The following is a 26,098-nucleotide window of genomic DNA, read 5'->3' on the forward strand; positions in this document are numbered from 1 at the left end:
GGGCATCCGGCACACTGGTCGCATGCGCATCGAACTTGCCGGTCAGCCAGGGGATTCGGGCCGTCCGAACGAGGACTTCGCGGCCGTCGCCCTGCCCGCCTCGGGTACCGGCGGGGCGCTCGTCGTCCTCGACGGGGTGACGCCGCCGGCGCGGGGGACGGGATGCGTGCACGGAGTGCCGTGGTTCACCACGCGGTTGGGTACGACCCTGCTGGAACTGGCGGCCGGCGAGCGGCGGATGCCGCTCGGTGCGTGCCTGTCGGAGGCGGTGGCGCGCACGGCGCAGGCGCACCGGGACACCTGCGACCTGTCCGCCCGGCTGACCCCGCAGGCCACGGTGGTGGCCGTGCGCTGGGACGCGGAGGTGGTCGAGCACCTGGTGCTGTCGGACTCGGTGCTGCTGCTGGAGGGGTCCGACGGCGAGGTGCGCGCGGTGCTCGACGACCGCCTCGACCGCCTGGTGGCGCTCGGCCCGGTGACGGACGACCAGCGCAACGTGGAGGGCGGCTTCTTCACGGCGGCGGCCGACCCGGGCGTGGCCGCCCGCGCGGTGACGGGGACGACGGCGCGCGGGCACGTCCGTGCGCTGGCGGCGCTGACGGACGGCGCCTCCCGCTGGGTGGAGGTCTTCCGCGAGGGCGCGTGGGCGGAGTGCTTCGCGCTCCTGGCGAAGGAGGGTCCCCAGGCGCTCGTCGAGCGCGTACGGCAGGCGGAGGCGGCGGACGCACAGTGCCGCGCCTTCCGCCGGGGCAAGCCGCACGACGACGCGACGGCGGTGTACGTGCAGCTGTAGGGCCCGCGCCGGATACGCCCTAGGACTCGGCGCGCTCGTTCATCTGGTGCATCAGGCGGGCGAGCTCGGCGACCTCGTCGCGGTCCCAGTCGGCGAAGCGGCTCACGTACTGGGCCCGCCGGGCGTCGCGTACCCGGGTGAACCGGGCGCGGCCCTCCTCGGTGATCCGGACGAGGGAGGCCCGGCCGTCGGCCGGGTCGGGGTCGCGGCTGACCAGGCCGAGCTCCTCCAGGGCCCGCAGCTGACGGCTCATCGTGGCCTTGCCCACCCCGAAGTAGGCGGCCAGGTCGGTGGCGCGCTGCCGGCCGGACTCCTCCAGACGGACCAGCAGGCCGTAGGCGGCGGGCTCGAGGTCGGGGTGGACCTGCCGGGCCAGCTCGCCCGAGGTGGCCCGGGCACGGCGCAGGAAGACCGCGAGCTCGCGCTCCAGGGCGAGGAAGGCCTCGTCCTCGCCGGCACCGGCGCAGCCGCGGGGGCCGCCGTCCTCGGGAAGCGGGTTACCGGTCTGGTGCACGTGGACGCCCTCTCCTGCTTTCAGCCGCTGAAAAATCCGGTTTGGCCGCGTCGTGTCGCCGCAGCTCGGTCAGTATTTCGCAGGATTAGACCAACGGCAGCACCCCGGGTCCCTATCGCGCTGCGCGTCTCCGTCCGTAGCTTGATTAATGGCATGGTCATACCAATCGGCTGGCCATTGAACTCTCCCCCACCCTCCCCCCACCCTTGGCTTCGGAGGCACCATATGCCCGAGCATCGTTCCGGCCCGGGTCGCCCGATTCCTCCGAGATCGGCGACCCCACGCGCCCCCCACACCCCCCACGCCCGCCGCATCCGGTCCGTCCCCCTGCTCTCCGCACTCACCCTGCTCCTCGCCCTGCTCGTCCCGCTGACCCTGCCCGACACCGCGGCGCCCGCGGCCGGCGCGGGCATCCGGCCCACCCACCCCGAGCGCGACTGGATGGGCTCCACCGTCCGGGCCCACGAGGGCGGCCCGCAGACCGACGAGGGCTCGGCCGGTGTCCCCACCGTCGAGGGAGTGGACGTCAGCAGCCACAACGGCAACGTCGCCTGGTCCACCCTGTGGAACAAGGGCGCCCGCTTCGCCTACATCAAGGCCACCGAGGGCACCAGCTACACCAACCCCTACTTCGCCCAGCAGTACAACGGCTCCTACGACCGCGGCATGATCCGCGGCTCGTACCACTTCGCCCTGCCCGCCAACTCCAGCGGCGCCGAGCAGGCCGACTTCTTCGTCGACCACGGCGGCGGCTGGTCGGGCGACGGCCGGACGCTGCCGGGCGTGCTCGACATGGAGTACAACCCCTACGGCGACACCTGCTACGGCATGAGCGCCGGCGACCTGATCGGCTGGATGGCCGACTTCTTCGCCACCTTCCGGGCGCGCACCGGGCGCGACGCCGTCGTCTACACCACCACCACGTGGTGGAAGCGGTGCACCGGCAACTACGGGGGCTTCGGCTCGTACAACCCCCTGTGGATCCCGCGCTACGGCTCCTCCGCCGGCGAGCTGCCCAACGGTTGGGGCTTCCACACCCTGTGGCAGTACACGGACAGCGGAAGCACGGTCGGCGACCACAACCGATTCAACGGCTCCTACTCCCGGCTCAAGGCGCTCGCCTACGGGTGAGAAGCGCGCACGCCACCGGGCCCCCGGCGCACATCGGCGCGCCGGGGGCCCGGACGGGCGTCGGCCGGACGGGCGGTCGGCCCGTCGGGCGTCGGCCGGTGAAACGACCGGCTGGTGAAACGACCGGCCGGTGAAGCAGTCGGCCGGTCAGCCGCAGTGGCCCGCGGGGCGGGTGCGGGTCACCAGATCGGTGTAGCCGGTGGTGCCGTCGATCCACACCACCTGCCTGCCGCCCGCCGCGGCCGCGCCGATCTGCTCGCCGCGGTTGCACGAGACCCGGGCGGGGGCGGTGGCGCCGGTGCTGTCCGCGCCGAACTGCCACAGCTTGGCCAGCGACTCGTTGCGGGCGCGGCTGTCCGGCACCTGGGCCGAGACGGTCACCGCGTCGTCGGAGGCGGTGACGTCGAAGGCGTACAGCGCCCGCTCGCCCTTCTCCGGGCTCACGTCCACCGTGCCGGTGCCGTCGAGGTTCGACCGGCGCACGGCCACCTGGCCGTCGTCGACGTTCTCGTCGGCCAGCCAGTAGACGTGCTTGCCGGTGATGGCCGTCCGGCCGACGGCCTGGGGCTGCCCGAGCTGCTTCATCAGCGTGCGCTTGCCGCTGGCGAGGTCCAGGACCTCCACGCCGCTGCGGTAGTCGTCACCGTCGCGGTAGGACGTGGCGTACGCGATGCGGCCGTGGCTGATCGAGGGCGCGGCCGAGCCGACGTCGGCGGTGCCGCCGTCCACCCAGGTGGGCTCCTTGTCACCCGGACGCAGGTAGCCCACGTGGCGGGACCCGAAGAGGTCCATCTTCTCCAGCACCACGACCTGACCCTCGACACGCACGCCGGAGACGGTGTCGGGGGTGCTGTAGAGCTTCTTGACCGGGCCGCCGGCCAGCGGCCGGGAGAGCACGTCGATGCCGGCCGGGCTGTACGCCGACCAGACCACCGTTTTGCCGTCGGTCGCCGGGTTGACGTGGAAGCGCCCGTCGTTCGGGCTGATCAGCTTGGGCGTACCCGAGCCGTCCGTACGCCCGGCCCACACCGAGTACGCCTCGGTGCCGTCGTCGTTCGACTTGGCCGCGGCCCACCAGCCGCCGCCCGCGCCCACACCGGTGTCGGCGGTGTTCAGCCGGCCCAGCAGCTGGTCGGAGTCGACGCCGAGGGCCTGCTCCCAGTTCGGGACGATGCCGTGGGCGTTGAAGGAGCGCTTGACCACGTTCAGCTGCTGCCCGGAGACCGCCAGGGCCCGGGCGGCCGCGATGACCGCGTTGCGGCCCTCGGTGAAGCCGTCGAGCGGGGTCATGTACTCGGTGAGCGCCTTGTAGGCGATCTTGTCGGCGAGGGTGCGACCGAGGTCCTCGCGGATGTCCCACAGGGCGCCCGAGAAGATCGTGGAGTTCAGGTGCACGCCGCCGTTGTCGTAGGCGAAGGAGGTACCCGTGAAGTTCTTGGCCGTCGTCGCCCCGTCGTTGAGGTCGCGGAAGGCGCAGTCGCGCGGCGACTTGGTACGGCACAGGTTGCCGCCCAGCAGGCCCGCGTCCGGGTCGTCCATCGACATGCCGGCCGCGTCGACGGCGATGGCATTGCCGAAGTAGTCCGCGAGGGCCTCGTTGAGGGCGCCGGACTGGCCGGCGTAGACGAGGTTGGCGGAGTTCTCGACGACGCCGTGCGTCATCTCGTGGCCGACCACGTCGAGGTCGGCGGAGAGCGTCCGGAACTCCTTGTCCCCGCCGCCGTACACCATCTTGGTGCCGTCCCAGAAGGCGTTGACGTACGGCATGCCGAAGTACTGGACCCCGACCAGGGACTTGATGGCCATGCCGCGGCCGTCCAGGCTGTCGCGGCCGTGGACCTTCTTGTAGTAGTCGTACACCTTGCCGGCCGCCCAGTGCGCGTCGACCGCGCCGGATTCGGTGGCGTCCTTGCCGAACTGCGGCGTCTTGGAGCCGAACTCCTTGATGCCCTCGGGCCAGGTGCCGCTGACCTCGGTGACGTCCTTGCCGCGGACGTCCCAGGTCGAGATCACGTTCTTGCTGGTGTCCCACATCCGCGCGTGGTCGTTCATCACGTACTCGCCGCGCGCGGTGTCGAAGAACAGCCCCAGCTCGACGGTCGTGCCGTCGTACTTCACGCCCGAGCCCTGGATGCCGGGGTTGCGCCCGCCGTCGGGGGCCCGGCCCTCCTTGGCGTCACCGGCCGGGGCGCCGGAGGCCGGCTGCGGCTTCGGCGCGCCGAAGGTCTTGATCCCGCTGTACTGCAGGACCGGGAAGCCGGCCTTGGCGTCGATGTAGACCTCGCGCAGCACCGGCTCGCCGGTGGCGGGGTCCACGCCACGGACGGTGACGTGCTGGGTGAGGACGCCGGGGCCCCTGGGAATGACGACGAGGCCGCGGGCGGTGCCGCTCAGGGCCGGCCTGCCGGCCTTGGCCTGCAGCTTCTTGGCGCCGAGCTGCGCCGTGACGGCGCCGACGGCCCGCCGGACGGCGAGCTCCTCGCCGACGTCCGGCGTGGTGCCGGTGGTCAGCGCCGTGAAGTACTTGCCGGAGGTGCCGGTGACGACGCGCTTGCCGTCCTTCTTCTCCATCCGGACGACGTACTGCCCGCCGAGGACCTCGACGCCGTGGTGCTTCTGCTGCAGCCGGACGGTCTCCGTCGTGCCCGCGGCGAGCGTCTGCACGGGCGTGAGGTCACGGCCCGGATTCGCTATGCGGTAACGGTTCTTCTTGTCCGCGAGGTGCCCCCGGGCCGCATCGGCCGCGCTGCCCGAGGCCTTGGCGGTGTCCCGGATGCCGTCGACCAGGGAAGGAGTGGAGGTTCCCTTCCCCGGAACGACGTCCGCCGGATCGCCGCCGCTGCCGCTCCCGGCCGCGAGGGCCTGGGCCGGCAGCGCACCGACGACAAGGGCGGCAGCGCTCACCAGCGCTGCCGCCCCTGCTATTCCGCTCTTGACTACCGGTCTTCCTGAACGAGCTCTGGAACTGCGCAAGGTTCCCCCTCCGTACGTACGGAACGCCGGAATTTCTGTGGTCGGCGCATATGCAACCCGTGAGGTGTGAGCCGATCAATGGGGCGTACGAAACGGGGGGTTGATTTCGGCCGGGGCCTACGAGCCGGTAGCACCGTCGATGCGTTCGCGCAGCAGATCGGCGTGGCCGTTGTGGCGGGCGTACTCCTCGACGAGGTGGACGAGGATCCAGCGCAGCGACACCCGCTCCTCGCCCATGAAGCGCACGCCCTCCTCCGTGAGCGTGCCGCAGTCGTCGAGCGAGGCACCGGCGATGAGCTCCCGGGCCGCAGCGATCTCCGCCCGCCATGCGGCCAGGGCCTCCTCGATGCCCTCGTCGGCATCGAGGACGAAGCCCTGGTCCTTGGCCTCCCCGTACAACCAGGGCGTGTCCGGCCGACCGGCGAAGATCCGCCGGAACCAGTTCCGTTCGACCTCGGCCATGTGCCGCACCAGGCCGAGAAGCGTCATGGACGACGGTTCGGCGGAGGCGGTGCGCAGCTGCTTGTCGTCGAGGCCCGTGCACTTCAGCGCGAGGGTCTCACGGTGGAAGTCCAGCCATGCTTCGAGCATGGCCCGTTCATCTGCATGCAGGGGCGGCACGGCCCGCCCGTCCGGCATCGAGACCATGGGCCTCACCCTGGCACGGACGGACCCGGCCGGTCACCCCCCGCGCAGCGGCCTCAGTCCCGCGGGAACTTGGCCGTGGAGAGCGTGAGTCCCAGAGGGGTGTCGCTCAGGTCGATCGGGTCACCGAAGTCGAGCTTCCGGTAGGCGCGGAACTCGCCGTCCTTGGGGACCGTGTACACATGGCACTGCCCGGTGTACGGGTCCGCGATGACGTACACCGGGATCTCACCGGCGGCGTAGGCGGCCTTCTTCTTGCCGTAGTCGCTGTCGGCGGTCTCACGCGAGATCACTTCGAAGACGAACTCCACGTCCTGGTAACGCCACTTGCCCTTGTCGTCCTTCTCGGCCCCGTCGGACAGCTTGAACAGGTCCGGTGCGAAACCGTTGCGGTAGCCCGGCAGGTCGAGGCGGACGTCGCACCGGATGATGGCGTCTTCCCCGAAGTGAGTCACGAGCTGCAGCAGCACGGACTGGATGATGACCCAATGGGTGTCCCTCTGCGGCGACATATGAACAGCCCCCTCGACGATCTCGCCCTTGTACCCCTCGGGGACGATCTCGTAGAGAAGCTCGAACATGTCGTCGAAGCTCTGCTCGCCGGCCATCTCGGTCCTGTCGGTCAGCACGATGGTCACTTGGCGCTCCTCCCCGCTGCCACTGATGTCAGCAGCCGCGCAGTACAACGATACGCACGCGGCCCCCGGCACGCCGGGCAGCGGGAGAGGTGCGTCACATCGCGCGCGGCTACGCCGCCAGCGGCACCGTTGCCGTCGCCGGGGTCAGGGCCAGCTCCAGCACGCGGCGCACGTCCGAGACCGCGTGCACGTCGAGCGCGGCCAGGACCTCGGCCGGGACGTCGTCGAGGTCGGGCTCGTTGCGCTTGGGGATGATCACCGTGGTGATTCCGGCGCGGTGCGCAGCCAGCAGCTTCTGCTTCACGCCGCCGATCGGCAGGACCCGGCCCGTCAGCGAGACCTCGCCCGTCATCGCCACGTCCGGGCGCACCTGGCGGCCGGACAGGAGGGAGGCCAGGGCGGTGGTCATGGTGATGCCGGCGCTCGGCCCGTCCTTCGGCACGGCCCCGGCCGGGACGTGCAGGTGGACGCCGCGCTCCTTGAAGTCGCCGACGGGCAGCTCCAGCTCGGCGCCGTGGGAGCGCAGGAAGGACAGGGCGATCTGCGCCGACTCCTTCATGACCTCGCCCAGCTGACCCGTGAGCGTCAGGCCCGCGCCGCCCGTCTCCGGGTCGGCCAGCGACGCCTCGACGAAGAGGACGTCGCCGCCCGCGCCGGTGACCGCCAGGCCCGTGGCCACGCCCGGCACGGACGTACGGCGCTCGGCCGGGTCCTGCGCGGACTCGGGCGTGTGGTGCGGCCGGCCGATGAGCGGGCGCAGCTGCTCCACGCCGATGGTGAAGGGCAGCTCCTGCTCGCCCAGCTCGTGCTTGGCCGCGACCTTGCGCAGGAGCCGGGCGATGGCGCGCTCCAGGTTCCGCACGCCCGCCTCGCGGGTGTACTCCCCGGCGAGCCTGCGCAGCGCGGCGTCCTCGATGACGACCTCCTCCGGCGCCAGGCCCGCCCGCTCCAGCTGCCGGCGCAGCAGGTGGTCGCGGGCGATGACGACCTTCTCGTCCTCCGTGTAGCCGTCGAGGCGCACCAGCTCCATGCGGTCCAGGAGCGCCTCGGGGATGGCCTCCAGGACGTTGGCGGTGGCGAGGAAGACCACGTCGGACAGGTCGAGCTCGACCTCCAGGTAGTGGTCGCGGAAGGTGTGGTTCTGGGCCGGGTCCAGCACTTCGAGCAGGGCCGCGGCCGGGTCGCCGCGGAAGTCGGAGCCGACCTTGTCGATCTCGTCGAGCAGGACGACCGGGTTCATGGAGCCGGCCTCCTTGATCGCCCGCACGATGCGGCCGGGCAGGGCACCGACGTACGTACGGCGGTGGCCGCGGATCTCCGCCTCGTCGCGCACGCCACCGAGGGCGACCCGGACGAACTTGCGGCCCATCGCGCGGGCCACGCTCTCGCCGAGGCTGGTCTTGCCCACGCCGGGCGGGCCGACGAGCGCGAGCACCGCGCCCCCGCGCCGCCCGCCGACCACGCCCAGCCCCCGGTCGGCGCGCCGCTTGCGCACCGCCAGGTACTCGGTGATCCGCTCCTTGACGTCCTCCAGGCCCGCATGGTCCGCGTCGAGGACGGCCTTGGCCCCGGGAATGTCGTAGGCGTCCTCGCTGCGCTCGTTCCAGGGCATCTCCAGGACCGTGTCCAGCCAGGTGCGGATCCAGCCGCTCTCCGGGCTCTGGTCGGAGGCGCGTTCGAGCTTGCCGACCTCCTTCAGGGCCGCCTGGCGGACCTTGTCCGGCAGGTCGGCCGCCTCGACCCGGGCGCGGTAGTCCTCCGACTCGTTCTCCGGATCGCCGTTGAGCTCGGCGAGCTCCTTGCGGACGGCCTCCAGCTGGCGGCGCAGCAGGAACTCGCGCTGCTGCTTGTCCACGCCCTCCTGGACGTCCTTCGCGATGGACTCCGCGACGTCCTGCTCGGCGAGGTGCTCGCTCAGGCGCTTCACGGCCAGCTTCAGACGGGCGACCGGATCGGCGGTCTCCAGCAGCTCCACGCGCTGGGCGACGGACAGGAACGGGGAATAACCCGAGTTGTCGGCGAGCTGACCCGGATCGTCGATCTGCTGCACCCGGTCCACGACCTGCCAGGCGCCGCGCTTGCGCAGCCAGCTGGTGGCGAGGGCCTTGTACTCCTTCATCAACTCCGACACCGCGCCCGGGAGCGGGTCGGGGGTGACCTCCTCCACGGCGGTGCCCTCCACCCACAGGGCGGCACCGGGGCCGGTCGTACCGGCACCGATCCGGACCCGGCGCACACCGCGAATCAGCGCGCCGGGGTCGCCGCCGGAGAGCCGGCCCACCTGCTCGACGGTGCCGAGCGTGCCGACGCCGGCGTACGTGCCGTCGACGCGCGGCACGAGCAGGACACGCGGCTTGGCGCCGCTCGCCGCGGCGGCCTGCGCGGCCTCGACCGCGGCGCGCACCTCGGTGTCCGAGAGGTCGAGGGGGACGACCATCCCGGGCAGGACGACCTCGTCGTCGAGCGGCAGGACGGGCAGGGTGAGCGATGCGGACGTCGAAGCCATGATCTCCCCTTCGGCAGGCAAGTTGAGCTGTACCGACTCAATGCATGACCGGTGCCGGATGTTCCCAGTGCGTTGTTCGCTGTGAGCGATCAGGGATGGGTGGCCCTGCGGGTGGCCGTCAGGCGCCCCGTAAGGGGCGCGGGGAACTGCATCCGCCGGACCCGCCCTGGCACCTCCGGACCGCGCTCCGCGCGGCGTCCTCAAAGGCCGGAAAGGCGGGATCCACCGCGGGGTCCGGGGCGCAGCCCCGGGAAAGGGGGAAAGGGCGGGGTGGGGGTTCAGCCGCTTGTGGGGCGGTCGCGCAGCAGTGGGCGGCAGAAGAGGCCGATCAGGAGGGCTATCGGGTGGCCCCAGCTCGACATGGGGTCGATGAGTTCGATCAGGTCCTGCGCACACATCGCCCCCGCCACCCCCAGCAGCGCCCACTGCCCGATCCGCGGCAAAAAGCCCGACAGGGCGCCCACGCACGCCATGAGGCCGAAGCTGATGCCGTAGTCGAGGCGGTGCAGGGACGCCTCGGGGAGGCGGCCGGCCGCCACCGCGCCCGCTACGGGGAGTTCCGTGGCGAGGGTGGCCAGGACGTGGCCGGCGAGGAAGACGCCGGCGGTGCGGGCGCCGCCGACGCGGCGTTCGAGGGCGGCGAGGACGAGGAGGAGGGCGGGGCCGTAGGCGGAGTAGAGACCGCCGGCCACCCACAGGGCGCTCGCGAGGAGGACGAGGACGGGGCGGTCGGCGAGGTGGGCCGCGTCGGTGCTGGATTCCTTCAGAAGTTGCGTGACGGTGGCCTGGTCGCCGAGGTCGGCGTATATCGCGGTGGCGAGCAGGACGAGGCCGTAGGAGAAGGTGAAGGGCGTGCCCGTGGGGGTGGGCAGCAGCCGTATCCGGCCCCGGCGAGGGGTGGTCGCGGCGGGGCGCTTCTCGGCGTCAACCGCAGTCACTCGGTCAGGCCCCTTTCCGCGCACGTCCCCCCGGATTGGAACATTAAGGTGCAGGACCGGCCGCCGGATCAACTCCGGGGCGTGACTCGGCTCACCTTTGTCAACCTCTTGACGCTTTTCGGCGTCGGCCGGTTCGCCAACGATGCGAGGAGGTACGCAATGCCTGTCGATTCGTTTGATGCGCCTGTCGTGATCGACCGTCGCGAGGGGCCGCACGGCGAGGTCGTGCTGCGCCGCCGGGGCGGACACCACGAGATCATCGCCAATGGCTGCTTCCTGATGGACACCTCGGACGGGCGGTCCGAGCGGCTGCTGGTGGACGCGGCGCTGGCCGCGCTGCCGGCCGGCCGGCAGGAGCCGGCGGTGCTGATCGGCGGGCTGGGGGTGGGGTTCTCACTGGCCCGGGCGGCGGCGGAGCGGCGCTGGGGGCGGATCACGGTGGTCGAGCGCGAGGCGGCGGTGATCGACTGGCATCTCTGCGGCCCGCTGGCGGCGATCTCGGGCGCGGCCCTGGCCGATCCCCGTACGGAGGTGGTGCGCGCGGACCTGGTGGCGTACCTGGCGGACCGGTCGGGCCCGGTCTTCGACGCGCTGTGCCTGGACATCGACAACGGCCCCGACTGGACCGTCACGGAGGACAACGACAGCCTCTACTCCCCCGCCGGTCTGGCCTCCTGCCGGGAGCGGCTGGCGCCCGGCGGGGTGCTCGCCGTGTGGTCGGCGCAGCCCTCGCCGGCGTTCGAACAAGCCCTTCGCAATGCCGGATTCGCCGGGGTAACGACGGAAGAGATCGCGGTTGCCCGAGGCGTCCCGGACGTCGTCCACCTCGCGATCCGCGCCGCGTAGCCGAGCCGCGCCGGGTGCCCGTACCCTGCCTTCCACAGCTGCAGGACCGGCGGGGATCCCGGCACCGGTGCCGGGATTTCCGCATGGAGGACGCTAGGGGCGGGGCGTATGGAACAGACACACATCGGCCCGAGCGGCGCCGCGGCGAGCGTCGGGGCACAGCGCCGGGTGCTGGTCGTCGAGGACGACCGGACGATCACCGACGCCATCGCGGCCCGGCTGCGTGCGGAGGGGTTCCAGGTGCGTACGGCGGGCGACGGCCCCGCCGCCGTCGACACCGCCGAGGCGTGGCAGCCGGACCTGCTGGTGCTGGACGTGATGCTGCCGGGCTTCGACGGGCTGGAGGTGTGCCGCCGGGTACAGGCGCAGCGGCCGGTGCCCGTTCTGATGCTGACCGCGCGCGACGACGAGACCGACATGCTGGTCGGGCTGGGGGTCGGCGCGGACGACTACATGACCAAGCCGTTCTCGATGCGGGAGCTGGCGGCGCGGGTGCATGTGCTGCTGCGCCGGGTGGAGCGGGCCACGCTGGCCGCGCACACCCCGCGCAGCGGCATCCTGCGGCTGGGCGAGCTGGAGATCGACCACGCCCAGCGCCGGGTGCGGGTGCGCGGCGGGGACGTGCACCTGACGCCGACCGAGTTCGACCTGCTGGTGTGCCTGGCCAACACCCCGCGCGCGGTGCTCTCGCGCGAGCAGCTGCTGGCGGAGGTGTGGGACTGGGCGGACGCCTCCGGCACCCGCACGGTGGACAGCCACATCAAGGCGCTGCGCCGCAAGATCGGCGCGGAGCGGATCCGTACGGTGCACGGGGTGGGGTACGCCCTGGAGACGCCGGCGGCGTGAGTACGGCATGACTGGTGAGGCACGGCTGGTGAGGCGGCATGACTGACGGCAGCACCCCGCCGCCCGGGCTGGGGAGCCGGCTCTGGCTGGCCCTGCGGCCCCTGGATCCGTACCGGTCGGTCAAGGCCGCGCTCGGCGCCCTGGTGATCGGCTCGGTGGCGATCACCACCCTGCTGGTGTTCATGGCCATCCGCTCGGCGACCGAGCTGCGGGTGATCACCGTCTTCTCGATCATCGCCTCGCTGCTGATCACCCAGTTCGTGGCGCACGGCCTGACCGCGCCGCTGGACGAGATGACCGAGGTCACCCGGGCGATGGCGCAGGGGGACTACACCCGCCGGGTGCAGGCGCGGCGGCGGGACGAGTTCGGTGACCTGGCGGACGCCTTCAACCGCATGGCGGCCGACCTGGAGGCGGTGGACACCCACCGCAAGGAGCTGGTGGCCAACGTCTCGCACGAGCTGCGCACCCCCATCGCCGGCCTGCGGGCGGTGCTGGAGAACGTGGTGGACGGGGTCTCGGAGCCGGATCCGGAGACGATGCGCACGGCGCTGCGCCAGACCGAGCGGCTGGGCCGGCTGGTGGAGCAGCTGCTGGATCTGTCCCGGCTGGACAACGGGGTGGTGCCGCTGCGCGCCCGGCGCTTCGAGGTGTGGCCGTACCTGGCGGGGGTGCTCAAGGAGGCCGGCATGGCCTGCGGCAGCGGTTCCTCGCCGCGCGCCCGCAAGGACGTCCACCTGCACCTGGACGTCGCGCCGCCGGAGCTGACGGCCCACGCGGACGTCGAGCGGCTGCACCAGGTGGTCGCCAATCTGGTGGACAACGCCGTCAAGCACAGTCCCCCACACGGCCGAGTGACGGTCCGGGCGCGCCGGGGCGAGGGGCCGCAGTCGCTGGCCCTGGAGGTGCTGGACGAGGGCCCGGGCATCCCCGCCTCCGAACGGGACCGCGTCTTCGAGCGCTTCAACCGGGGCACCGGCGCCCAGCCGGCCGGCCAGCCGGGGGACGGGGGCACCGGCCTGGGGCTGGCCATCGCGCGCTGGGCGGTGGACCTGCACGGCGGGAGCATCGGGGTGGCGGAGTCGCCCCGTGGCTGCCGCATCAAGGTCACGCTTCCGGGACAGGCCCCGCGGGCCGGGTTGGCGTAGGGTCGTTGGTGGGAGCACACATCCGCGACCGGACCGGGGCACGGTCCGGTGATCGGGGAACCCGGAAGGAAACAGAACCTCCGGGTTTTCCCGCGTCGCCCTGCCCCGAAACCCGGGGCAGAGTGTGACTTAGGCGACGACTGGCCGGGGTGGCCTGCATTAAGGGTCCCGACAGGCGTAGCCTTTATTCCCGCTGTCCACCACCTTAGGAAGCGGAAGAGGGCGGTTGCCGCCGTGTCGCCACAGTCCCCCAACACCTCGAGCATCTCGACCGACCAAGCCGGGCAGGGCAAGAGTCCTGCCGATGTGTTCGGTCCCAATGAGTGGCTCGTCGACGAGATCTACCAGCAGTACCTCCAGGACCCGAACTCGGTCGACCGAGCCTGGTGGGACTTCTTCGCCGACTACAAGCCGGGCACGGCGTCGGCCCCGCCGACGCAGGAGGTGACCGGGGCCGCCCCGGCCGCCCCCGCGGCGCCCGGTGCCGCGCCGGCCGCTGGTGCGGGTGCTGCGACCCCGGCCGCCCCGGCCGCGGCCCAGGCCGCGACGGTTCCGGCCGCCCCGGCGAAGCCCGCGCAGGCCGCCCCGGCGAAGCCCGCCGCCGCTGCCCCGGCCGCCGCGCCGGCCAAGGCCGTCGCGCCCAAGCCGGTCGTGAAGAAGGCCGTCAAGGCCGAGGAGGCGGCCCCGGCCGCCGAGACGGAGTTCATGACGCTGCGCGGCCCCTCCGCCGCCGTGGCGAAGAACATGAACGCCAGCCTGGAGGTGCCGACCGCGACCAGCGTGCGCGCGGTGCCGGTCAAGCTGCTGTTCGACAACCGCATCGTCATCAACAACCACCTGCAGCGCGCCCGGGGCGGGAAGGTCTCCTTCACCCACCTCATCGGCTTCGCCATGGTGCAGGCGATGAAGCTGATGCCGTCGATGAATTACTCCTTCACGGAGAAGGACGGCAAGCCGACCCTCGTCAAGCCGGCGCACGTCAACCTCGGTCTGGCCATCGACCTGGTCAAGCCGAACGGTGAGCGCCAGCTGGTCGTCGCGGCCATCAAGAAGGCCGAGACCCTCAACTTCTTCGAGTTCTGGCAGGCCTACGAGGACATCGTCCGCCGCGCCCGGAACAACAAGCTGACGATGGACGACTTCACCGGGGTGACGTGCTCGCTCACCAACCCCGGCGGCATCGGCACCGTCCACTCCGTGCCGCGCCTGATGCCCGGCCAGAGCGTCATCATGGGCGTCGGCGCCATGGAGTACCCGGCCGAGTTCCAGGGCACCTCGCAGGACGCCCTGAACAAGCTGGGCATCTCCAAGGTCATGACCCTGACCTCGACCTACGACCACCGCGTCATCCAGGGCGCCGCGTCGGGCGAGTTCCTGCGGATCATGCACCAGCTGCTGCTCGGCGAGAACAACTTCTACGACGACATCTTCGAAGCGCTGCGGATCCCCTACGAGCCGATCCGCTGGCTGAAGGACATCGACGCCTCCCACGACGACGACGTCACCAAGGCCGCCCGCGTCTTCGAGCTGATCCACTCCTACCGGGTCCGCGGCCACGTCATGGCCGACACCGACCCGCTGGAGTACCGCCAGCGCAAGCACCCCGACCTCGACATCACCGAGCACGGCCTCACCCTGTGGGACCTGGAGCGCGAGTTCGCGGTCGGCGGCTTCGCCGGCAAGTCGATGATGAAGCTGCGCGACATCCTGGGCGTGCTGCGCGACTCGTACTGCCGCACCACCGGCATCGAGTACATGCACATCCAGGACCCCAAGCAGCGCCGCTGGATCCAGGAGCGCGTCGAGCGCCCGCACCACAAGCCGGAGCGCGAGGAGCAGCTGCGCATCCTGCGCCGCCTGAACGCGGCCGAGGCGTTCGAGACGTTCCTGCAGACGAAGTACGTCGGCCAGAAGCGCTTCTCGCTGGAGGGCGGCGAGTCCGTCATCCCGCTGCTGGACGCGGTGCTGGACGCGGCCGCCGAGTCCCGCCTGGACGAGGCCGTCATCGGCATGGCCCACCGCGGCCGGCTGAACGTGCTGGCGAACATCGTCGGCAAGTCCTACGCCCAGATCTTCCGCGAGTTCGAGGGCAACCTCGACCCGAAGTCGATGCACGGCTCCGGCGACGTGAAGTACCACCTGGGCGCCGAGGGCACCTTCACCGGCCTGGACGGCGAGCAGATCAAGGTCTCGCTGGCCGCCAACCCCTCCCACCTGGAGACGGTCGACCCGGTCGTCGAGGGCATCGCCCGCGCCAAGCAGGACATCATCGGCAAGGCCGGCACGGACTTCACCGTCCTGCCGATCCAGCTGCACGGTGACGCGGCCTTCGCGGGCCAGGGCGTGGTCGCGGAGACGCTGAACATGTCGCAGCTGCGCGGCTACCGCACCGGCGGCACCGTGCACATCGTCATCAACAACCAGGTCGGCTTCACCGCGCCGCCGGAGTCCTCGCGCTCGTCGCTGTACTGCACCGACGTCGCGCGCATGATCGAGGCGCCGATCTTCCACGTGAACGGTGACGACCCGGAGGCCGTGGTCCGCGTGGCGCGGCTGGCCTTCGAGTTCCGCCAGGCGTTCAACAAGGACGTCGTCATCGACCTGATCTGCTACCGCCGCCGGGGCCACAACGAGGCCGACAACCCCTCGTTCACCCAGCCGCTGATGTACGACCTGATCGACAAGAAGCGCTCGGTGCGCAAGCTGTACACCGAGTCGCTGATCGGCCGGGGCGACATCACCCTGGAGGAGGCCGAGCAGGCCCTGCAGGACTACCAGGGCCAGCTGGAGAAGGTCTTCACCGAGGTCCGCGACGCCACGGCGGAGCCGGCCCAGGCCCCGGTGCCCGCCGCGGAGCCGGAGTTCCCGGTCGCCGTGGACACCGCGATCTCCCAGGAGGTCGTCAAGCGGATCGCCGAGTCCCAGGTCACGCTGCCGGAGCACGTCACCGTGCACCCGCGTCTGCTGCCGCAGCTGCAGCGGCGCGCCTCCAGCGTCGAGGACGGCACCATCGACTGGGCCATGGGCGAGACCCTCGCCTTCGGTTCGCTGCTGATGGAGGGCGTCCCCGTCCGCCTGGCCGGCCAGGACTCCCGCCGCGGCACCTTCGGCCAGCGCCACGCGGTGCTGGTGGACCGGGAGACCGGCGAGGACTACACCCCGCTGCTCTACCTCTCCGAGGACCAGGCGCGCTTCAACGTCTACGACTCGCTGCTCAGCGAGTACGCGGCGATGGGCTTCGAGTACGGCTACTCGCTGGCCCGCCCGGACGCGCTGGTGATGTGGGAGGCGCAGTTCGGTGACTTCGTCAACGGCGCCCAGTCGGTGACGGACGAGTTCATCTCCTCCTCCGAGCAGAAGTGGGGCCAGACCTCCGGCGTCGTCCTGCTGCTGCCGCACGGCTACGAGGGCCAGGGCCCGGACCACTCCTCGGCCCGCATCGAGCGCTTCCTCCAGCTGTGCGCGCAGAACAACATGACGGTCGCCATGCCGACGCTGCCGTCGAACTACTTCCACCTGCTGCGCTGGCAGGTCCACAACCCGCACCACAAGCCGCTGATCGTCTTCACCCCGAAGTCGATGCTGCGTCTGAAGGCCGCGGCGTCGAAGGCGGAGGAGTTCACGAGCGGCCGCTTCCGGCCGGTCATCGGCGACTCCACGGTCAACCCGGCGGACGTCCGCAAGGTCGTCTTCTGCTCCGGCAAGGTCTACTACGACCTGGAGGCCGAGCGGGTCAAGCGCGGGGCCATGGACACCGCCATCATCCGTCTGGAGCGCCTGTACCCGCTGCCGGGTGCGGAGCTGCAGGAGGAGCTCAAGAAGTACTCCGGTGCCGAGAAGTACATCTGGGCGCAGGAGGAGCCGGCGAACCAGGGTGCCTGGCCGTTCATCGCGCTCAACCTGATCGACCACCTGGACCTGGCGGTCGGTGCCGACATCCCGGCCCGGGAGCGGCTGCGGCGCATCTCCCGCCCGCACTCGTCCTCCCCGGCGGTGGGTTCGGCGAAGCGCCACCAGGCCGAGCAGGCACAGCTCGTGGCGGAGGTCTTCGAGGCGTAAGCCCGAGCCTTCGGCCGTGCAGCAGGGCCCGTACCACTTCGGTGGTACGGGCCCTGCCCGTTTGTGGCGCCCCTAGCCCAGGTAGGGCTCGAAGTCCCAGTACGGGCGGATGCGCTGGCGGGCGGCGAGGGTGTGGGGGTGCTGGGCGCCGAGGGTGCGGGTGAGGCGCTGCAGGGCGTCCTCCTCGACCTTGCCGGCCTCCTCGTGCTCGCGCAGCCCCCGCAGGTCCATGGCGAGCGCCACCTCGCACGACAGGGTGAAGGGGTGGTCGTCGCCCAGGGCCTGCCGGGCCCGGCGCAGGGTGTCGCGGCTGAGCTCGTGGGCGGCGTCCAGCCGCCCGGTGAAGTTGCGTCCGCCGGCGGCGTTGAGGGCGCAGCCCAGCACCCACGGGTGGTCGGGCCCCAAGGTGGCGGTCAGGCCCGCCAGGGCGGCCTCGAAGAGGGTGAGGGCCTCGGCCCGGTCGCCCGAGGCCTGCAGGATCAGGCCGGTGTTGGTGAGCATGCCGGTGCTGATGGGGTGCGCGGGCCCGAGGAGCTCGCGGAAGCCGGCCTCGCCCTCGGCGATGAGCTCCCTGGCCTGGCCGAGGTCGCCGTGTTCGCGGGCGTGGTTGCCGTGGTCGACGACGAGGCCGATGGTGGCGTAGTGGCGGCGGCCGTGCACCTGCTCGGTGTGTTCCAGCAGGCTGGCCATGGCGGCTCCGGCGTCCTGCAGCACTCCGGCGCGCCGCTCGCACAGCAGGAGGTTGTGGCGGGCGCGCAGGGTCTGCGGGTGCTGGGCGCCCAGGACCTGCAGGTGCAGCCGCATGCCGAGCTCCTGGCGGGCCAGGGCGTCGCGGTAGCGGCCCATGAGCCGCAGGTCGCGGGCGCAGGCGTTGCCGGAGACGAGGGTGGCGGGGTGCCGGGCGCGCAGCAGGGACTCGCGTTTGCGCAGGGTTTCGAGGTCGACCTCGTAGGCCTCGGCGTAGCGGCCGAGCAGGCGCAGGCCGGTGCCGAGGTTGTGCTGGGCGAGGAGGGTCAGGTAGTCGTCGGGGCCGAGCAGGTCGAGGGCGGTCTCCAGCACCTCGCGCTGGGCCTGCAGGGCCTCGGTGTACTGGCCGAGGTAGCGCTGGTCGGCGGCCAGGCAGCTGGTGGCGGTCATCAGGGCGGTGCCCTCGGTGTGGGGGGCGGCGCGCAGCCGGTCCAGCAGCTCGCGGTCGAGTTCGTAGGCGGCGCGGAAGGAGCCGTACGCGCGCAGGATGTTGCCCTGCTGGGTGGTGAGTTCGCCCATGCGCGGGTGCTCCGGCGGGTGGAGCTCCGACCACGCCTCGCGCACCTGCTCGGCCAGCTGGACGCCGGTGCGGAACTCGCCGCTGCGGTGGCAGTAGCGCAGCAGGTTGAGCACGGTGTCCTGGACGCGCTCGTTGCGGCTGGCGAGGGCGCCCGAGGGTTCGAGGTGGGGCAGCAGCTCGGCGTAGCGCGGCCACAGCCGGCTGTCCTGGGGGTTGCCGGGGTCGGCGGCGGCGAGGGTGCGGCGGACGACCTTGCGGTGCAGGGCCCGCTCCTCGGGGGAGGTGAGCCGGCCGACGATGTCGTGGACGAGCCGGTGCATGTGCACGGACTCCTGCTCGGGGCCGGGCTCCTCGCCGGCGAGGGCGGTGCGGGTGTCGCGGGTGAAGACGGAGTAGTTGACGAGGGTGTCCAGCGCCCGGGTCCAGCCGGCGAGGTCGGTGGCGAGCCAGGCCAGGCCCTCGGGCAGGTCGGAGGCGGGCAGGTGGCGCACCAGGCCGATGGGGATGCGGCCGGGGGCGAAGGCGGCGCACAGGGAGAGCAGCTCCACGGCGTGGGGCTGGGCCTCGCGCAGGCGGTTGATCAGTATCGACCAGGAGGTGAGGGAGGAGCGGGGGACGTCGTCGAGGCCGGACTGGTCGGCGAGTTCGGAGATCTCGCCGCGGACCATGCGCAGGTAGTCGCCGACGGCCATGTCGGACTCGCCGAGCCAGGCGGCGGCCTGAACGAGGGCGAGGGGGAGGTCGGCGAGCTCGGCGGCGACCTCGTCGGCCTCGGCGGCGGTCAGCCGGGGGGCACGGCGCATGAGGTAGCCGGTGCTCTCGCCGCGCTCGAAGCCGGGCACGTCGAGGACCATGGCGCGGCCGTCGCCCCAGCTGCGGTTGCGGGAGGTGATCAGGACGTGGCCGGAACCCTCGGGCAGGACGTCGTCGGCGCCTTCGATGTCGTCCCAGCCGTCGAAGATCAGCAGCCAGCGGCCGTGGGGGTCGCGGTGGCGCAGGGCCTCCTTGAGGGCGCGGATGCGCTCGCCGGGCTCGGAGCCGGCGTTCAGGTCGAGCTCGGGGGCGAGCTCGCCCAGGCGTTCGCGCAGGGTGCCGCGGGTGTCGGAGTTGACCCACCAGACGACGTCGTAGTCGGAGCTGAAGCGGTGGGCGTATTCGGTGGCCATCTGGGTCTTGCCGATGCCGGACATGCCCAGCAGGGCGACGACGGCGGTGCTGTGCTCGGCGTCCATGAGGTGTTGCTGGAGGCGGTTGAGCAGGTCGTCGCGGCCGGTGAAGCGGACGTTGCGGCGGGGGACCTCGCCCCAGACGGCCGGCGGGTCGCCCGGGTAGCGGGAGCCGGGGCCGGCCGGCACCGGGCGGCGGGGGCCGCCGGTGGGCAGCCCGAGCCTGCCGAGCAGTCTGCGCTCGGCCTCCTGGGCGCCGATGCCCCACAGGTCGACGGGTTCGAGGACGGCGGTGGCGGGCAGCAGGGCGCGGTTGGTGAGGTTGACGGCGGCGAAGCGGTGGGCGTTGGCGGCGACGATGCCGCGCAGGGCCTCGCTCCACTCCCCCTCGGGCCGGGGGCCGAGCTGGAAGAACCAGTCGCTGAGGACGAGCAGTATGCGGCCGGAGGCCAGCAGCAGGTCGCCGAGCGCGGATTCCAGGGGGATCTCGCGCGGAGGGTCCCAGCGGTGCAGGCTGACCCGGTGGCCGTGGGTCTCCAGGCGGTGGGCGATCCAGGTGGCCCAGGGCCGGTGGAACCCGGCGAAGACGACGAGGAAGTGCTCACCGCCCCCTCCTTGAGCGCCGGTGCCTTGCGCGCCGGTGCCGGCGGCCTGCCGCTGCGTGGCCATCCGCACGCCTCCCTTGTCCTTCGCGCCGCACCGGCCGGGGAGCCGGTCCGACAAAGATTACCCTACGTCACCATCGCGTGACAGTGCGTCGATTTCCGCGATGTGCTCGTCCGACTGTTCGAGACAGGCCCGGTGTCGCTCCATGGCGGCAGCGAACTGCCGCCCGACGGCGGTCAGTTCAGCCGATTCAAGCAGGACGGGCAGGGCTTGCGCGACCTGCCGGAGGTAGGAATCGCGGCGGGCGCGGGCACCGTGCCGCGCACGGGGCGCAAGCTGCGGGCGGCGCGCCGCCCGGGCCCAGAAGTCGGCGAGCGCGAGGTGGGCGTACGTCCCCTGCAGGACGCCCCCGAGCGGCCTGGGGTCGGGCCGCCAGGGCACGCGGTGGCGCGCGGCGGCGCTCGCGCGGTGCAGGGGCGCGAGATCGTGCAGGACGGCGAGCTTGCTGTGCTGGGTCTCGTGGACGAGGACCTCGGCCAGGGCCGCGGCCGTGCCGGGCGGTGTGGCCAGCACCGCGCCGGGTGCCGCCCGGAAGGTGGCGCTGGCGCCGGAGCCGCCGTCGCGCGGCGCGAGCGGCACCAGGCAGCGCAGCAGGGCCGTCACCTCGGCGGCGCGTACCGGGTCGGCGTCGCGCAGCAGGGCCAGGGCCGAGCGCCAGTGCCGGGGCCAGTCGCGGTGCGCGCCGCGGTCCGCCGGGGGCAGCGCGGCGCGGCCGACGCCGGCGGGCGGGGTGCGGTAGGGGTCGAGGTCGTCGAGGCAGGCGGTGCTGCCCGGCAGCCGCACCAGGCCGTGCCAGCCGGGCCCGGCGCCGGTGACGCGGCCGCCGGAGCGCAGCAGGACGGCCCGGGTGGGCCCGCCGGGCTCGCGCAGCCGGGCGAGCGGGCCGCGGGCGGTCAGCCGCAGGCGCGGGCTGCGGGTGGTGAGGGTGCCGATGCCGGGCAGGGCCAGGGCGCCGCCGGGCGCGGGCAGGTCGAGGGTGAAGTCGGTGCCGGAGGTCAGGGCGACGGCGGCGGCGACGGCGCCGAAGTGCTCCAGGGCCCGGGCGAGTTCGGCGCCGTCGGGGGCGGTGAGCGCGTGGGTGAGCCAGGTGCCGACGGGCGGGTAGTCCAGGGCCCAGCCGGCCAGGTGGGGCCGGCGGACCTCGGCCCGTTCGAGCAGCAGCCAGTGCTCCTCGAAGCGGGCGCGGGCGCCGTCGGGCGCGGCGGCGGGCTCCTCCAGCCTGGTCAGCAGGGACTTCAGCAGCACTAATCGGCGGCTGTGCAGAGCGCTCAGCAGCAGGGCGAGGTCGCCGGGCACGGAGCGGGTGCGGGCCAGCCGGGCCAGGACGGGTGCCGGCAGGGGCGCGGGCTCGGGGCGCGCGGCCGGGGGTGCCGGGCTTCCGGCCGGCCGGCGGGGGCTCACCGGGCGCCGCACGGGGCACCGGCGAGCCCGCCCACGCTGCCGTCGTCCCAGCCCTCCGTCAGCTCGGCGGGGTGCGCCAGCACGTGGCGCACGGCCGCCGCCAGGGCCGGGTCCCGGCTGGCGCGCAGGCCGCGCAGGCCGGTACGGCTCAGATCGGGCAGTGGCGACGTGCGCGGCGCGCCGTCCGTCCGGTCGGCCGCCGGGGCGTTCTCGAGCTGGGTCACCGTCTTCTCCTCCCTGCCGGCGTCCGCCGGGTGCCTGCCCCCGCGGCTGCACGGTTCTTCCCAGGGTCCGCTTTCCGGAAACACGTTCGGAAGGGGTCCGGTCACGGCGCCACGTCGTCCGCGAGCCGGGCGACGGCCTCTCTGGTCGCCTGCACCTGCGCCCACGGCACCGGGGCGAGCCGGCCGGTCAGGTCGCGCCATTCGCGCTGCGCGCCGCGGTAGGCGGCGAGCGCCGGCCTGCGCAGCCCCATGCGCTCCATGGCCTCGCCGTAGCGGTGCAGGGCGCGGGCGACGGTGAGGGAGCCGGGGCCGTCGGGGGTGGGCAGCCGCCGGGCCTCCTTGACGGCCGCGTCGAAGGCGGCGGCCGCGTCGGCCACGGTGACGCTGCCGGTGCGCTCGGCCTGCAGGAGCCGGGCGGTGCCCAGTTCCAGCCAGGCCTCGGCGCGCAGGGCGCCGTCGGCGGCCCGGCGCGCCACCTGTTCGAGCAGGTGGCAGCTCTCGTAGAGGTCGGGCAGGAAGCCCTGCCGGCCGAAGCGCAGGACGAGGGCGCGGCCGAGGAGCAGCTGGGTGCGGGCCAGCAGCGGGGAGCGGCCGGGGGTGACGGCGTACGCCTCGCGCAGCACCGCCTCGGCCCGGCCGACGGTCGCGGCGTCGCCGGTGCCGCTGGCGCGGGTGAGCAGCGACTCGCCCCATTCGGTGAGCAGTTCGGCGCGGGTGGTGCTGTCGCGGGGGCCGATGGGCACGGCTGCGGCGTACGCCTCGTCGGCGGCCGCCCACTGTTCGGCGGCGGCGTGGGTGCGGGCCTGTTCGGTGCGGCAGCGCAGCAGTTGCCCGTCGCCGACGGCGGCCTCGCCGGCGCGTTCGAGGGCGGCGAGGATCTCGGCGGTGGGGGCGTCGGCGAGGCGGAGGGCCGCGGCGAGGTCGAGGAGGGCGGCGCAGCGCCGGCCGTCGGGGGCCGGTGTGTCGTCCATGAGGGCGCAGGCGGTGCGCAGTTCCGTGGCGGCCTCCTCGGCGTGGGGTCCGGCGGGGCCGGGGGCGGTGCGGGCGAGGTCGAGCAGGACGCGGCCCAGGCGCAGGTGGCCGGCGGGGTCGCCGGCGGGCAGGGTGCGCAGGGTGCGGGCGGCGGCGAGCAGGTGGGCGCGGTCGCCGTCCAGGCGCCACAGGGTGTGGCGGGTGGCGGCCAGTTCGCGTGCGGCGGTGAGGTGGCCGGGGTCGTCGGGGAGCGTGTGGCGGTGGGCCTCGTCGAGCAGTTCGGCGGCCTGCTGCAGGAGGTCGCGGCGGGCAGCGGTCTCGCGGCGGACGGCCCCGGTGCCGGCGAGGGCGCGCAGCACGCTGCCGAGGACGCGCCGGGCGCGGGCCCCGTCGGGGGCGGTGAGCGGGGCGCCGGCGGCGCTCTCGGCGGCGGTGCGGGCCTCCTGCAGGAGCGTGGGGTCGCCCTGGAGGTGCCATTGGCCGAGGAGGCGTTCGGCGCGGGCGAGGGGGCCGGGGTCGGCGGCCACGGGCTGGTACCAGCGCACGACCCGGGCGGGGACCTCGGCGAACAGCTCGGGCTCGGCCGGCTCCGGCGCGTCGGGCGCGTCCTGGGCGGGGGCCGGTCCCGTGACGGCGGGCTCCCCGGAGAGCAGAGCGGCGGCGCGGGCGGGGAAGTTGCGGGCGGCCTTGCCGAAGTGCCGCTCGACGTAGTCGGAGCAGTGCTTGAGCACGAGGGCGGCCGCTCCCCGGTCGAGGGACTGCAGCAGCATCTCGCGCACGCCGTCGGCGAATTCGTACCACTGTCCCCCGCCGGTGCCGGGAACGTCGTCGGGCAGCCGCCACAGCAGGCCGCTCAGCAGCACCTCGGCGAGTTCCATGGGGCCGGTGTCGGGCAGCATCGCCCGCTGCACCAGCTGCATCACCGGCAGCGTCAGGGGTACGGCCGCCAGGTGCACCGCCAGGCGCAGGGCGCCGGGCGAGGCGCTGACGCGGAAGGCCCGCAGCAGGTCGCCGGGGTCCGCCCGGCCGGGCGTGCCGGGGGCGGGGGCCGGGCGCGGGGGGTGGCCGGGCAGCAGCCAGCCGGCGGCGCCGCGCACGGCCCGGCGGCCGGGTCCGGACAGCAGGCGCGCCCAGGCGCCGAGGGCGTCGCGGGTGGGCAGCAGGACGGGCAGCGGCAGGGCGCCGGGGGCGGGCGGCGGGGCGTAGCCGTCGGGCCGGAAGTGCAGCCGGCCGCCGGTGGTGGGGTCGCGGGTGAGCAGTCCGGCGCCGGCGGGCAGCGCGGTGCGCGGCCACAGCCGGGGCGGCAGGGGCTGGACGAGGGCGAGCGGCGCGGTCTGCGCCCATGGGCGCAGCAGTTGCTGGGCGCGCCCCTCCTGCCACAGGGGGCCGACGCAGTCGCTGATGACGAGGGTGAGCAGGTGGCCGGTGGGGTCGCGGAACTGGCCGGCGGGGCGCGGCACCTGCCCACCACCGTCGTGGCATGCGGAGTCGGCCCGGGTGGCCACCAGGGGTGTGCCGTCGGCGGCCCGGTGCAGGTAGCGCACGCGGACGTCCCGGAAGACGCCCAACTGGGCGCAGGCCTGGCGCAGTTCCTCCAGCATCCTGTCCCATACGGCCATGGAGGCGGAGGTGTCCATCAGCAACTGCAGGGCGACCGACGGTCGTCCGCCGGGCCGGTGGACGGGCTGGACGATGCCGGTGCGGGCCGCGGCGTCGGCGGTGGCGTCCTCGTCGAGCGGCCCCGGCCCGGGCGCGGTGGGGGTGCGGTAGCCGCGCAGCGGGCGCAGGGAGCGCTGCAGGCCGAGCAGGCCGGGCAGGGAGGCGGCCATGGGGACGCGGACGGGGAAGGTGCCGGCGGTGCCGGGGCCCCCGGCGGCGTACATGGCCACCGGCGCGGTGTTCTCCGCATGCCGTACGGGCGCGGGGGCGGGCTCGCCGGTGGCGGGCCGGGGCGGCGGTCCCGGCGGCCGGTCGTGCCCCGCCGGGGCGGGCCGGCCCGCCGTGTGCGCCGCCGCGTCCTGCCCGCCGCCGTGCGCGCGCCCGTCCGGCTCGCCGGGGTGGTCGATCCACCGGGCGAGCCAGAGGGCGTCGGCGAGCTCCTGCGCCGAGAGGTCCAGGGGTGCGGGCGCGGCCCGCAGCCGGGCGATCAGCTGCCCGAGCCGCCCGTCAGGGGGCGCCGTCATCCGTCAGCATCTCCGTCTCTCGTCACCGGGGGCGGTCCAGGGGCCGCATGAGCATGTCCGCGAGGCGGTCGCGGGTGACGCGTTCGGCGCGGGGGGCGTGCTGGGTGAGGTAGAGGGCGTTGAGCAGTTGGTCGGCGGCGATGACCTCGCCCGGCTCGCGGTCCAGGAAGCGCCGCAGGAGCTCGTCCCCGTCGCCGACCGCGTCGTCGCCGAGGTGCGCGCGGACCATGGCCGTCAGCTGTTCCTCGCCGGGCGCTTCGAGCTCCAGCTGGATGCAGCGGCGCAGCAGGGCGGCGGGGAAGTCGCGCTCCCCGTTGGAGGTGAGCACGATGAACGGGAAGGTGGTGCAGCGCACCCGGCCGCCGTGCACGACGGCCCGCTCGCCGTCGTCGGTGAGCACTTCCACCTCCGGTTCGAGGTCGGCGATGCGCTCCAGCTCCGGCAGGGCGTACTCGCCCTCCTCCAGGACGTTGAGCAGGTCGTTGGGCAGGTCGAGGTCGCCCTTGTCCAGCTCGTCGACGAGCAGCACCCGCGGCCGGTCGCCGGGCAGCAGCGCGGTGCCGAGCGGGCCGAGGCGCACGTACGAGCCGATGGGGCGCCGGGGAGCGTCCTGCCGCCCTCCGGCGCGTTCGAGCTGGACGTCCTGCAGCCGGGCGATGGCGTCGTAGTGGTAGAGCCCGTCGTGCAGGGTGGTGCGGCTGACGATGGGCCAGCGCAGCACCCGTCCCAGGCCGAGCTCGTGGGCGACGGCGTGGGCCAGGGTGGACTTGCCGGTTCCGGGGTTGCCGGTCACCAGCAGGGGGCGGCGCAGGTAGAGGGCGGCGTTGACCGCCTCGACCTCCTCGGGGCGGGGGTGGTGGTTCTCCACCAGCCGGCGCAGCACGCCGAGCCTGCGGGCCGCGCTCGGGTCGGTGCCGGCCCCGGCGTCGGGGCCCCGGGAGGCGAAGTCCCGCCAGGGCGGGGGCGGCGGCAGCCGGCGCACTCCGTCGTGCGGCAGGCCGGCCCCGCGGTAGATGCGCCAATCGTTCACCTGCGCTCCTCGTTGGTGGTGGGTGACGGTGAGCACCGTGGTCGTCCGGTGAGTTCGCGTGCGCCCGCCCCAGCCGCCGCTGACCCCTGCCCGACCGTAGCGCGGCCGGCGGGTGCTGCCGAGCCCGATCGGGCGGCACCGGCGAACAATTG

17 protein-coding genes are annotated in these 26,098 nt (G+C 73.5%); 6 read left to right on the forward strand and 11 right to left on the reverse strand.

What is annotated here, in order from left to right; genetic code table 11:
- Positions 1-22 precede the first annotated feature (22 nt).
- Complete coding sequence (locus AB0K17_RS00535; RefSeq protein ID WP_365965245.1) at positions 23-793, forward strand: hypothetical protein; 771 nt, start codon at positions 23-25, stop codon at positions 791-793.
- A 19-nt stretch (positions 794-812) separates the two neighbouring features.
- Here AB0K17_RS00535 and AB0K17_RS00540 read toward each other — a convergent pair whose 3' ends face one another.
- Entirely contained in the window at positions 813-1,223 is a 411-nt protein-coding gene (locus tag AB0K17_RS00540) for a MarR family transcriptional regulator (protein WP_365965356.1), read from the reverse strand.
- 309 nt (positions 1,224-1,532) lie between these two features.
- Here AB0K17_RS00540 and AB0K17_RS00545 point away from each other — a divergent pair, with 309 nt between their 5' ends.
- On the forward strand, positions 1,533-2,438 hold the full coding sequence (locus tag AB0K17_RS00545) for a lysozyme (RefSeq protein ID WP_365965246.1): 906 nt from the start codon (positions 1,533-1,535) through the stop codon (positions 2,436-2,438).
- A 147-nt stretch (positions 2,439-2,585) separates the two neighbouring features.
- Here the strand turns inward: AB0K17_RS00545 and AB0K17_RS00550 are convergent, their stop codons facing one another.
- The 5 genes from AB0K17_RS00550 to AB0K17_RS00570 form a co-directional block, all read right to left on the reverse strand.
- Entirely contained in the window at positions 2,586-5,342 is a 2,757-nt protein-coding gene (locus AB0K17_RS00550) for a M4 family metallopeptidase (protein WP_365965247.1), read from the reverse strand.
- A gap of 186 nt (positions 5,343-5,528) precedes the next feature.
- Positions 5,529-6,059: a DinB family protein gene (locus AB0K17_RS00555; RefSeq protein ID WP_365965248.1), complete on the reverse strand. Its 531-nt coding sequence runs from the start codon at positions 6,057-6,059 to the stop codon at positions 5,529-5,531.
- Between the two features lie 53 nt (positions 6,060-6,112).
- The gene (locus AB0K17_RS00560; protein WP_365965250.1) at positions 6,113-6,694 is read right to left on the reverse strand and encodes a Uma2 family endonuclease; all 582 of its coding nucleotides are present in this window, start codon (positions 6,692-6,694) and stop codon (positions 6,113-6,115) included.
- A gap of 109 nt (positions 6,695-6,803) precedes the next feature.
- Positions 6,804-9,200 carry an endopeptidase La gene (lon, locus tag AB0K17_RS00565; RefSeq protein WP_365965251.1) on the reverse strand — a complete coding sequence of 799 codons (2,397 nt, stop codon included), beginning with the start codon at positions 9,198-9,200 and terminating at the stop codon, positions 6,804-6,806.
- A 278-nt stretch (positions 9,201-9,478) separates the two neighbouring features.
- Positions 9,479-10,138 carry a rhomboid-like protein gene (locus AB0K17_RS00570; RefSeq protein ID WP_365981659.1) on the reverse strand — a complete coding sequence of 220 codons (660 nt, stop codon included), beginning with the start codon at positions 10,136-10,138 and terminating at the stop codon, positions 9,479-9,481.
- Positions 10,139-10,297: 159 nt separating this feature from the next.
- On the opposite strand from AB0K17_RS00570, the gene AB0K17_RS00575 reads away from it, so the two are divergent.
- The 4 genes from AB0K17_RS00575 (at position 10,298) to AB0K17_RS00590 (ending at position 17,037) form a co-directional block, all read left to right on the forward strand.
- Positions 10,298-10,984 (forward strand): spermidine synthase, encoded by a 687-nt coding sequence (locus AB0K17_RS00575; RefSeq protein WP_365965254.1) that lies wholly within the window; start codon positions 10,298-10,300, stop codon positions 10,982-10,984.
- A 108-nt stretch (positions 10,985-11,092) separates the two neighbouring features.
- The gene (locus AB0K17_RS00580; protein ID WP_344437289.1) at positions 11,093-11,830 is read left to right on the forward strand and encodes a response regulator transcription factor; all 738 of its coding nucleotides are present in this window, start codon (positions 11,093-11,095) and stop codon (positions 11,828-11,830) included.
- 38 nt (positions 11,831-11,868) lie between these two features.
- Positions 11,869-12,978, forward strand: a complete 1,110-nt coding sequence (locus tag AB0K17_RS00585; protein ID WP_365965255.1) for a HAMP domain-containing sensor histidine kinase — start codon at positions 11,869-11,871, stop codon at positions 12,976-12,978.
- 234 nt (positions 12,979-13,212) lie between these two features.
- Positions 13,213-17,037: a multifunctional oxoglutarate decarboxylase/oxoglutarate dehydrogenase thiamine pyrophosphate-binding subunit/dihydrolipoyllysine-residue succinyltransferase subunit gene (locus tag AB0K17_RS00590; RefSeq protein WP_365965256.1), complete on the forward strand. Its 3,825-nt coding sequence runs from the start codon at positions 13,213-13,215 to the stop codon at positions 17,035-17,037.
- A 72-nt stretch (positions 17,038-17,109) separates the two neighbouring features.
- Here the strand turns inward: AB0K17_RS00590 and fxsT are convergent, their stop codons facing one another.
- From fxsT to AB0K17_RS00615, 5 genes are all read right to left on the reverse strand, one after another.
- Entirely contained in the window at positions 17,110-20,139 is a 3,030-nt protein-coding gene (gene fxsT, locus AB0K17_RS00595; protein ID WP_365965257.1) for an FxSxx-COOH system tetratricopeptide repeat protein, read from the reverse strand.
- Between the two features lie 57 nt (positions 20,140-20,196).
- Positions 20,197-21,537, reverse strand: coding sequence for an HEXXH motif-containing putative peptide modification protein (locus AB0K17_RS00600; protein WP_365965258.1), 1,341 nt, complete (start codon positions 21,535-21,537; stop codon positions 20,197-20,199).
- Entirely contained in the window at positions 21,534-21,761 is a 228-nt protein-coding gene (locus tag AB0K17_RS00605) for a hypothetical protein (protein WP_365965259.1), read from the reverse strand. The genes AB0K17_RS00600 and AB0K17_RS00605 overlap by 4 nt, the downstream gene beginning before the upstream one ends.
- Before the next feature lie 101 nt (positions 21,762-21,862).
- Positions 21,863-24,916, reverse strand: a complete 3,054-nt coding sequence (locus AB0K17_RS00610) for an SAV_2336 N-terminal domain-related protein (protein ID WP_365965260.1) — start codon at positions 24,914-24,916, stop codon at positions 21,863-21,865.
- A gap of 22 nt (positions 24,917-24,938) precedes the next feature.
- On the reverse strand, positions 24,939-25,946 hold the full coding sequence (locus AB0K17_RS00615) for a MoxR family ATPase (protein WP_365965261.1): 1,008 nt from the start codon (positions 25,944-25,946) through the stop codon (positions 24,939-24,941).
- Positions 25,947-26,098: the final 152 nt, after the last annotated feature.

This window comes from Streptomyces sp. NPDC049585 (assembly GCF_040675615.1).
GTDB classification, from domain to species: Bacteria; Actinomycetota; Actinomycetes; order Streptomycetales; family Streptomycetaceae; genus Streptomyces; species Streptomyces luteosporeus.